8 protein-coding genes and 1 pseudogene are annotated in these 7,955 nt (G+C 69.4%); 5 read left to right on the forward strand and 4 right to left on the reverse strand.

Annotation, left to right across the window (positions count from 1 at the left end):
* Positions 1 to 991: GAF domain-containing protein (locus x551_RS15740; RefSeq protein WP_152543539.1), on the reverse strand; the 991-nt coding region annotated here is incomplete at its 3' end.
* 423 nt (positions 992 to 1,414) lie between these two features.
* Between x551_RS15740 and x551_RS15745 the strand changes: the two genes are divergently transcribed.
* The 5 genes and pseudogenes from x551_RS15745 to x551_RS15765 all read left to right on the forward strand — a co-directional run bounded on the left by x551_RS15745 (position 1,415) and on the right by x551_RS15765 (position 5,743).
* Entirely contained in the window at positions 1,415 to 1,891 is a 477-nt protein-coding gene (locus x551_RS15745) for a 4Fe-4S dicluster domain-containing protein (protein ID WP_011830167.1), read from the forward strand.
* A 10-nt stretch (positions 1,892 to 1,901) separates the two neighbouring features.
* Positions 1,902 to 3,739 (forward strand): annotated as a pseudogene (locus x551_RS15750) (aldehyde ferredoxin oxidoreductase family protein); the annotation flags it as partial.
* Positions 3,740 to 3,743: 4 nt separating this feature from the next.
* Positions 3,744 to 5,162, forward strand: a complete 1,419-nt coding sequence (locus x551_RS15755; protein ID WP_036249399.1) for an FAD-dependent oxidoreductase — start codon at positions 3,744 to 3,746, stop codon at positions 5,160 to 5,162.
* A 25-nt stretch (positions 5,163 to 5,187) separates the two neighbouring features.
* Complete coding sequence (locus x551_RS15760) at positions 5,188 to 5,442, forward strand: MoaD/ThiS family protein (RefSeq protein ID WP_011830164.1); 255 nt, start codon at positions 5,188 to 5,190, stop codon at positions 5,440 to 5,442.
* A gap of 55 nt (positions 5,443 to 5,497) precedes the next feature.
* Positions 5,498 to 5,743, forward strand: a complete 246-nt coding sequence (locus tag x551_RS15765; RefSeq protein ID WP_231497746.1) for a hypothetical protein — start codon at positions 5,498 to 5,500, stop codon at positions 5,741 to 5,743.
* A gap of 18 nt (positions 5,744 to 5,761) precedes the next feature.
* Here the strand turns inward: x551_RS15765 and x551_RS15770 are convergent, their stop codons facing one another.
* The 3 genes from x551_RS15770 to x551_RS15780 all read right to left on the reverse strand — a co-directional run.
* Positions 5,762 to 7,195, reverse strand: coding sequence for an aldehyde dehydrogenase family protein (locus x551_RS15770; RefSeq protein WP_036234795.1), 1,434 nt, complete (start codon positions 7,193 to 7,195; stop codon positions 5,762 to 5,764).
* A 136-nt stretch (positions 7,196 to 7,331) separates the two neighbouring features.
* Positions 7,332 to 7,511 carry a hypothetical protein gene (locus x551_RS15775; protein ID WP_036234797.1) on the reverse strand — a complete coding sequence of 60 codons (180 nt, stop codon included), beginning with the start codon at positions 7,509 to 7,511 and terminating at the stop codon, positions 7,332 to 7,334.
* 8 nt (positions 7,512 to 7,519) lie between these two features.
* On the reverse strand, positions 7,520 to 7,955 hold a 436-nt coding region (locus x551_RS15780), incomplete at its 5' end, for a sulfite exporter TauE/SafE family protein (protein WP_036249405.1).

The raw sequence follows: 7,955 nt of genomic DNA on the forward strand, positions 1-7,955 counted from the left end.
CCGCGTCGCGCAGGCCGCCGCCCGTGCCGGTCCACTGGCCGGGCCACAGCGGCCAGTTACAGCGGGCCTGCACATGCACCGTCTGACCGTTGGGCAGCGCCATGCGCATCGGGGCGCCCGTCAGCGCACGGCCGCGGTCGACGATGGCACCGAGCGGCGTGCCCAGCAGGCTGGCCACGGTGTGCATGCGCAGCGCGGCGCCGCTCATGCCCAGCAGGTCGAGCGCACTGCGGTTGGCGCCGAGCAGCCGGCCGTCGCGGTCGATCGCGAGGATGCCTTCGAGCAGCGTGCCGATGAACTCCATGCGCGGATGGATGTGCAGACGGAGCGCGTCGCTGAAGTCGTCGTTCAGCCAGTGGTTCTCGATCATGCGCGCCGACATCTTGACCAGCCCCATGGTGTGCTGGTGGTAGCCGCGCCGGTCGCCCGACACGTCGAGCACGCCCAGGATGTTGCCGCGCGGGTCGAGGATGGGCGCGGCCTGGCAGGTCAGGAAGTGGTTGGCGTGCATGAAGTGCTCGTCGGCATGCACCAGCACCGCGGTCTCGTCGACCAGCGCGGTGCCCATGCCGTTGGTGCCCTTCGTGCACTCGGCCCAGTTGACGCCGGGCGCCAGCGCCACCTTGCCGGCCTTTTCGAGGAAGTCTTCGTCGCCGATGGAGTGGAGGATGGTGCCCTGCGCGTCGGTCAGCACGACCATGCTCTGGGTCTTCACGATCTGGTCGAACAGCAGTTCCATCACCGGCGCCGCGTGGGCGAACAGGCGGCGGTTGCGCTCGCGGGTGATGGTGAAGTCGGCGCGGCCGAGCGGTGTGTAGTCGGGCGCGCCGATGCGGCTCAGGCCCAGCGCGGCACAGCGCTCGTGGGATTCGTTGATCGACAGCACATGCTCGCCGTCGAGGGGCAGGGCGCTGGCGATCGGCCGCTGGGCCGCCTCTTCGCGGCGGCGGCGGCTGGTACTCGGGGTGGGGTGCACGCTGGGGATCGACATCGAGGCCTTCCTTTCATGCCGCCATCGGCGGCCAGTGTCCCGGGCGGGCGGCGATGCCTCGCCCGGAGAACGGATCAGCGCCAGATCGGGCGTGGGACTTCACATTCATTGTGATCCTGCTCGTCCCGGAAGATATGGAACTCGTGTTCAATTTCGACGCACGAGGCGGTGGCGCGCGCGGCGGCCCGGCGGGTCAGGCGGCCGGACCCTGCGACGCCCGGAAGCACCGAGCGATTGCTCCCACCGGCCGGTCGACTTGCTGAAGGGGAGCAATTGTTCTGCGCCGGATCAGGGTAAGCACCGGATATGAAGCGGGATGTTCAATCCAGAACATAGGCAGACTTGTTCCTAGCGCCGGGCGGAGGTTTGCTCGCGCGCACGGGAATTCGATCCGATCACGAACCGCCAGCGGAGACGCCAGCCATGCAGAAGACCCTCCACCTTGACCCCGAGAAATGCACTGGCTGTCTGCAGTGCGAGATGGCCTGTTCCTTCGAGAACTACGCCGTCTACGCGCCGAGCAAGTCGCGTATCAAGGTGTTCGACTTCCATCACACCGGCCGCAAGGTGCCCTACACCTGCACCCAGTGCGACGAGGCGTGGTGCCTGCATGCCTGCCCGGTGGAGGCGATCACGATCGACGGCGCCACCGGCGCCAAGATCGTCAACGAGACCACCTGCGTGGGCTGCAAGGTCTGCACCATCAGCTGCCCATTCGGCACCATCAACTACGTGCAGGAGACCGGCAAGGTCCAGAAGTGCGACCTGTGCGGCGGCGAGCCGGCCTGTGCCGAAGCCTGCCCGACGGGCGCCATCACCTACGTCGACGCGAACTGGACCGGCCTGAACAAGATGCAGGCCTGGGCCGACAAGCTCGGCAACCAGAACGCAGCGGCTTGAGGAGAACACTATGTCTTGGGCTGGAAAGATCCTTCGCGTCAACCTCACCGCCGGCACCGTTTCCTCGGAGCCGCTGAACATGGAATGGGCGCGCGCCTACCTGGGCTCGCGCGGCCTGGCCACCAAGTACCTCGTCAGCGAGATCGACCCCAAGGTCGATCCGCTTGCGCCCGAGAACAAGATCATCTGGGCCACAGGCCCGCTGACCGGCACCATGGCCTCGACCGGCGGCCGCTACACCGTGGTGACCAAGGGCCCGCTGACCGGCGCGATCGCCTGCTCCAACTCGGGCGGCTACTGGGGTGCCGAGCTCAAGTTCTCCGGCTGGGACATGGTGATCTTCGAAGGCAAGTCGGCCAAGCCGGTCTACCTGTCGATCGAGGACGACAAGGCCGAGCTGCGTGACGCCTCCCACCTGTGGGGCAAGAGCGTCTGGCAGACCGAGGAGATCATCAAGAAGCAGCACCAGGACCCGCTGACCCGCGTGTCGAGCATCGGCCTGGCGGGCGAGAACGGCGTGCTGTATGCGGCGGTGGTGAACGACCTGCACCGTGCGGCCGGCCGCTCGGGCGTGGGCGCGGTGATGGGGTCGAAGAACCTGAAGGCCATCGCGGTGCGCGGCACCAAGGGGGTCGGCAACGTCGCGAACCCGAAGGAATTCATGAAGGTGACCTTCGAGAAGAAGAAGATCCTCGCCGACAACGCCGTCACCGGCCAGGGCCTGCCGACCTACGGCACCCAGGTGCTGATGAACGTGATCAACGAGATCGGCGCCTCGCCGACGCGCAACCACCGCGACGTGCAGTTCGAGGGCGCCAAGGACATCTCCGCCGAGGCGATGGCCACGCCGCGCAAGACCGACGGCAAGAAGCCGCTGGTCACCAACCAGGCCTGCTTCGGCTGCACCATCGCCTGCGGGCGCATCCAGAAGATCGACCAGAGCCACTTCTCGGTCGAGAACAAGCCGCAGTACTGGGGCGCCTCCGGCGGCCTGGAGTACGAGGCGGCCTGGGCGCTGGGCAACGCCAACGGCGTGAACGATCTCGACGCGCTGCAGTACGCCAACGTGCTGTGCAACGAGCAGGGCATGGACCCGATCTCCTTCGGCGCGACCATCGGCGCGGTGATGGAGCTCTACGAGATGGGCGTGCTGACCAAGGAGCAGCTCGGCACCGACGCGCCGTTCGGCTCGGCGCGCGCCTGGTGCACTTTGCCGAGATGACCGCGCAGGGCGTGGGCTTCGGCAAGGAGATCGGCCTGGGCTCGGCGCGGCTGACCGCGAAGTACGGTCACCCCGACCTGTCGATGAGCGTCAAGGGCCAGGAGTTCCCGGCCTACGACAGCCGCGGCATCCAGGGCATGGGCCTCGCGTATGCCACCTCCAACCGTGGCGCCTGCCACCTGCGCGGCTACACGGTCGCCTCGGAAGTGCTGGGCATCCCGGTCAAGACCGACCCGCTGGTCGCCGAGGGCAAGCCGGAGCTGGTGAAGGCCTTCCAGGATGCCACCGCCGCCTTCGACTCGGCCGGCATCTGCATCTTCACCAGCTTCGCCTGGGGCCTGGCCGACGTGCAGCCGCAGGTCGCGGCGGCCTGCGGCGAGGAGTTCACGCTGGAGAAGCTGAACGAGATCGGTGAGCGCGTGTGGAACATGGAGCGCGACTTCAACAACCAGGCCGGCTTCACCGCGAAGGACGACACGCTGCCCAAGCGCCTGCTGACCGAACCGGCGAAGACCGGTCCGGCCAAGGGCCTGGTGAACAAGCTGCCGGAAATGCTGCCGCAGTACTACGAGGTGCGCGGCTGGGACGCCGGCGGCCAGCTCAAGCCCGAGACACGCGCACGCCTGGCCTATGAGACACGTGATCCTCGGCGCCGGCCCCGCCGGCGTCATCGCGGCCGAGACGCTGCGCAAGCACGCGCCGTACGACAGCATCACGATCGTCGGCGACGAGCCGGAACCGCCGTACTCGCGCATGGCGATTCCTTACCTGCTGATCGGCAAGGTGGGCGAGGACGGCACCTACCTGCGTCGTGACGCGGACCAGTTCCGCAAGCTCAACGTCACGGTGCTGCGCCAGCGCGCGACCCACGTCGACGCCGCCCGGCGCACGGTGACGCTGGACAACGGCAGCATCCTCGGCTTCGACAAGCTGCTGATCGCCACCGGCTCCAAGCCGGTGCGTCCGCCGATCCCCGGCATGGACCTGCCGGGCGTGCAGCCGTGCTGGACGCTGGAGAACGCGCGCCACATCGCCGAGCTGGCGCAGCCCGGTGCCAAGGTGCTGCAGATGGGCGCCGGCTTCATCGGCTGCATCATCATGGAAGCGCTCGCGCTGCGCGGCGTGGAGCTGACCGTCGTGGAGATGGGCGACCGCATGGTGCCGCGCATGATGGGGCCGGCCGCCGGCAACATGATCAAGGCCTGGTGCGAGAAGAAGGGCGTGCGCGTGTTCACCGGCACCCGCGTCGAGGCGATCGAGGCGGCGAAGTCCACCGTGGCTTCGCCGTCGGCGGCGGCTCCGGCCTCGGCCGAGGGGGGGTTCATCGCCCGCGCCGCGGCGATGCTCGGCCTCGGCGGCAAGAGCCCGGCACCGCCCGCGCCCGACTGGCGCGAAACGGCACCGGCGCCGCGCGGCAGCGCGATGAGCGTGCGGTTGTCGAACGGGCAGACGGTGGAGGCCGACCTGGTGATCAGCGCCACCGGCGTGAAGCCCAATGTCGCCTTCCTGAAGGACTCGGGCATCGAGTGCGGCCAGGGCGTGCTGGCCGACGAGCGCCTGCAGACCAATGTGCCGGGCATCTACACCGCCGGCGACTGCGCCGAGGCCTTCGACCTGGCGACGAAGACGCGCGTCATCAGCGCGATCCAGCCCAACGCCGCCGACCAGGCCTACGTGGCCGCGATGAACATGCTCGAACGCGGCGCGGTGCTCAAGCGCGTGCCGCAGATCAACGTGCTCGACACGCTGGGCCTCATTTCGGCCAGCTTCGGCGACTGGCAGGGCGTGCCCGGCGGCCAGCAGGCGGAGCTTACCGACCGTGAGGGCTTCAAGCTCCTCAGCCTGCAGTTCGACGCCGACCGGCTGGTCGGCTGCAACAGCATCGGCTGGACCGAACATGTGGGCGTGATGCGCGGGCTGGTGGAGGGCCGCGTGAGGCTGGGCGAGTGGAAGGAGAAGCTGATCGCCGACCCGACGCGCCTGACCGAGGCCTACATTGCCCAGGGGCAGGCGCAGGCGCGCTGGGCCCAGGCCGGCGCGCACGTGTGAGCCGGATCCGGGCGATGATCGCCGCATGAAGATCAGCTTCAAGCTCTACGCCACGCTCACCGACTACCTGCCTGCCGAGGCCCGCAGCGGCAACCGGGTGGAGCTCGACATCGCGCCGTCGGCGACGATCGCGGACGTGATAGCGCCCTACGGCCTGCCGATGAAGCTGGTGCACCTGGTGCTCGTCAACGGCCACTACGTGGCGCCCGAGGACCGCGCCGCGCGCACCTTCCAGGAAGGCGACGTGCTGGCGATCTGGCCGCCGATCGCCGGCGGCTGATGCAGACGCACTATCCACCGCGCTTCGAGCGCGAGATGGGCTGCACCGAGGCCGAATGGCTGGGCTGGCTGCCGGGCGCCTGCGTGCGCAGACCGCCGATCGCGCGGCGCAGGGGCAGGCCCGCGTGGACATCGGTGCGGGTCGGCTCGAGCTGCGCTGGGCGCCGCTGCCGGACCGACAGATCGCGTTGATGCGCCTGCCGCGGCTGGCGGTGCAGTTCAGCTTCACCGACGTCGACGAGGCCGACCGGCAGCGCTTCATGCGCTACTTCGACCTCTTCATGCAGCGCGGCGGCGGCTAGCCGCCCGCGCCGCACGCTTCAGGCCGCCTTGGGTGCGTAGCCGAGCACGGCCTTCACCTCGAGGAACTCGCCGAAGGCGTGGTCGCCCCACTCGCGGCCGTTGCCGGACTGCTTGAAGCCGCCGAACGGCGCCTTGAAGTCCAGCGGCACGCTGTTGATGTTCACCTGGCCGGCGCGCAGGCGCGAAGCCACCTTGCGCGTGGCTTCCGGGTCGGTGCCCGACACGTAGGCCGCCAGGCCGTAGGGCGTGTCGTTGCCGATCTCGACCGCCTGGTCCACCGTGTCGTAGCCCAGGATGGTCAGCACCGGGCCGAAGATCTCCTCGCGCGCCACCGTCATCTGGTTGTTCACGTGACCCAGCACCGTGGGCTTCACGTAGTAGCCGGTCTCCAGGCCCTTGGGCTTGCCCGGGCCGCCGGCCACCACCGTGGCGCCTTCCTCGATGCCCTTGTGGATCAGCGTCTGGATCTTGTCCCACTGCGTGGCCGAGATCACCGGGCCGAGGGCGGCGCCGCTGGCCGGGTCGCCCACCGTGGTGGCCTCGGCGGCCTCCTTGGCGATGGCCAGCGCCTCGTCGAGGCGCGCGTTCGGCACCAGCATGCGGGTGGGCGCGTTGCACGACTGGCCCGAGTTGAGCATCACGCCCTGCACGCCGGCGGTGATGGCGTGCTTGAAGTCGGCGTCGGGAAGGATGATGTTGGGCGACTTGCCGCCCAGCTCCTGGTGCACCCGCTTCACGGTCGGCGCGGCATTGCGCGCCACTTCGACACCGGCGCGCGTGGAGCCGGTGAACGAGACCATGTCGACGTCGGGGTGGCTCGACAGCGCCGCGCCCACCGTCGGGCCATCGCCGTTGACGAGGTTGAACACGCCGGCCGGCACGCCTGCGGCGTGCAGGATCTCGGTCCACAGGTAGGCCGAGAACGGCGCGATCTCGGACGGCTTGAGCACCATGGTGCAGCCCACCGCGAGCGCCGGCGCCACCTTGCAGGCGATCTGGTTGAACGGCCAGTTCCACGGCGTGATGAAGCCGCACACGCCGATCGGCTCCTTCACCATCAGTGTGGTGTCGCGCAGTTCCTGGAACTTGTAGTTCTTCAGCACGTCGAGCGCGATCTGCAGGTGGGCGATGCCCATCGCCGCCTGGGCGTCCTTCGACAGCGCGACCGGCGCGCCCATCTCCTCGGTGATGGCGGCAGCCATGTCGGCGTAGCGCTTCTTGTACTCGACGATGATGCGTTCAAGCAGCGAGGCGCGCTCGGCCACGCTGGTCTGCGAGTAGCTCGCGAAGGCCTTGCGCGCGGCCTTCACGGCACGGTCCACGTCGGCAGCCGTGCCCATGGAGATGCGACCCGCCGAGGCTTCGGTGGCCGGGTTGACGACGTCGAGGCTCTTCGCCTTGACCGGGTCGACCCAGTGGCCGTCGATGTAGAACTTGAGGTAGTCGCGCATGCGGGCTTGCTCCAGGAAGGGAAGAAAGAACACCGGGAGGCGGCGGCGCGCCCCGATGACCAGGGCGCGATGTTCAAAGAACCGTGAACTGCCGTAGCCACCCGCGCGGGTAGTTTTTGTGACGCGAGTTCGCGGGTCATCCCGGTGCTGCAGGATGGGCCGGGTCGTCGGTGCGGCCCGCCGCAGCCTCGGGCCGCGGCGGCGGACGGACCATCGCGGCGCGCGCCTCGTCCAGCAACTCCAGCAGTTCGAGCGCCAGCCGGTAGGCCTGCTCCAGGGCCTCGGCCCGCGCTTGTTCATCGCCGTGCGTCGGCATCGCGGGGCCTAGTTCGTGCGGCCCAGCAGGGCGGCGCCGAGCAGCACGAACATGCCGTAGAGCGCGCGCTGGAAAGTGGGCGCCGGCAGGCGCCGTCGCAGCCGGGTGCCGACCCACAGGCCGGCGAACGCGGCGAGCAGCGCCACGCCACAGTCCGTCGCATCCGGCGTGGCGGCCTGCGGGGCCGCCTGCCACAGCACCAGGCCCAGCGCGACGGTGGCCAGCGTGAAGCTGAGGCCCAGGGCCTGGACCAGTTCGTCGCGGTCCATCCGCAGCGACTGCAGGTAGGGCACCAGCGGCAGCACGAACACGCCGGTGGCCGCGGTCAGCAGGCCCGACACGGCGCCGGCCAGTGCGCCCAGCCAGTCCTCGTGCCGCGGCGCAGGGCGCGGCAGCGCAGGCCGGAGCAGGCCCCACGCGCCATACAGCAGCAGCACGGCGCCG

Origin of the sequence: Methylibium sp. T29, assembly GCF_000576205.1 — a bacterium.
Taxonomy (GTDB): Bacteria; Pseudomonadota; Gammaproteobacteria; order Burkholderiales; family Burkholderiaceae_C; genus Methylibium; species Methylibium petroleiphilum.